Annotated in this window: 1 protein-coding gene; it reads right to left on the minus strand. The window is 69.6% G+C overall.

From position 1 onward, the window contains the following. Positions 1 to 508: 508 nt before the first annotated feature. Complete coding sequence (locus JAP66_RS31730; protein WP_199435564.1) at positions 509 to 1,510, minus strand: PDR/VanB family oxidoreductase; 1,002 nt, start codon at positions 1,508 to 1,510, stop codon at positions 509 to 511. Between the last annotated feature and the right edge of the window lie 16 nt (positions 1,511 to 1,526).

The following is a 1,526-nucleotide window of genomic DNA, read 5'->3' on the forward strand; positions in this document are numbered from 1 at the left end:
AGACCCGGACATGCTCACCGGCGATGTGACCGGCGGCCAGTGCCTCACCGGCCTCCGCCAGTGGCGCGGGACGGACCACACCGCCGACCTCCCGTCCGGGCTGGGTCGCCTCCGCCAGCCGCCCCCGGATCCCACCGCCGAGAGGTGCAGCTCTTCACGCAGGAACCCGGTGATGCCGCGATACCCCAGACCTACGGCCATACCCCGCCGCACTGCTTCCCCCAGCGCCTCCAGCATGCGGGCGTGGTGGCAGCGCGCCACGGCCTCACCCTCGATCAGGGCCGCGGCCAGCTCCCGATCACTCACCTGCCACCACGCCGACACGGCAGCAGCAGAAGAGGNCTCACCCTCGATCAGGGCCGCGGCCAGCTCCCGATCACTCACCTGCCACCACGCCGACACGGCAGCAGCAGAAGAGGGCTCGCTGTTTGCGCAGGTCACCGGTCGTGAGTGCGTAACAGTGTTCTAACTCGTGTGCGCACTCACGACCGTCGCTGCTGTGTCTCCGTCACAGGTCGAGGACGAGGCGGCCGCCCCTCGCCCGCGACACGCAGATCATCATGATGTCGCCGTCGGCGCGCTCCTCGTCGGTGAGCACCGAGTCGCGGTGCTCCGGCTCTCCTTCGAGTACGGGTGTCTCGCAGGAGCCGCAGATGCCTTCGGTGCACGAGGAGGCCACCCGCACACCCGCCTTCTCCACGGCTTCGAGGACGGAGCACTCCGGCGGCACGGTGACGGTGAGTCCCGTGGCCGCCAGCTCCACCTCGACCGGTTGGTTCTCCGCGCCGGCAGCAGCCTGGTTCGCCACGAACCGCTCGACATGCAGGGCACCGGGCGGCCACGACCGGCAGTACAGCTCCACCGCGTCGATCAGGCCCGAAGGCCCGCAACAATAGACCACAGTGGACTCGTCGGGCCGATCGAGAACGGCGGCGAGATCGAGCATGCCCGCCTCGTCCTGTGGTGTGATGACGACGCGGTCACCGTGGCGCGCGAGCTCGTCGAGGAACGCCATGGACGACCGCGTCCGGCCACCGTAGTGCAGCACCCAGTCCGCCCCCGACGCGTCGGCCTCGGCCACCATCGGCAGGAGCGGGGTGATCCCGATACCGCCGCCGAGAAACAGGTACCGGCGTGCGGGCAGGAGCGGAAAGTTGTTCCGGGGACCGCGGACACGCAGGCGCGTTCCCTCCCCGGCGTGGTCGTGGATCCACTGTGAAACGCCACGGCCGCCGGGCTCACGAAGTACGCCGATACGCCAGCTCTCGCGGTCCTCCACCGAACCGCACAGTGAGTACTGGCGGGTGAGCCCGTTCGGCAGCACAACGTCGATGTGGGCGCCCGGCCTCCACGCCGGAAGCAGCTCTCTGGTGGGGAGCACCAGTTCGAGGGACACGACGCCGTCGGACTCGGCGCGCCTCGACCGGATCACAACGTCGCCTTCGAAGGGAGTGACACCGCGGGTGGCGACACTGCCTGCCGGCGGGTTGCTGCGGAGGTTGGCGGTCATCCGTTGATGTCCTGTT

The organism is Qaidamihabitans albus, assembly GCF_016464705.1.
GTDB lineage: Bacteria > Actinomycetota > Actinomycetes > Mycobacteriales > Pseudonocardiaceae > Qaidamihabitans > Qaidamihabitans albus.

Bases quoted from the DNA above. Each gene is read 5' to 3' on its own strand.
- JAP66_RS31730 (WP_199435564.1), bottom strand. From the start codon at position 1,510: ATGACCGCCAACCTCCGCAGCAACCCGCCGGCAGGCAGTGTCGCCACC.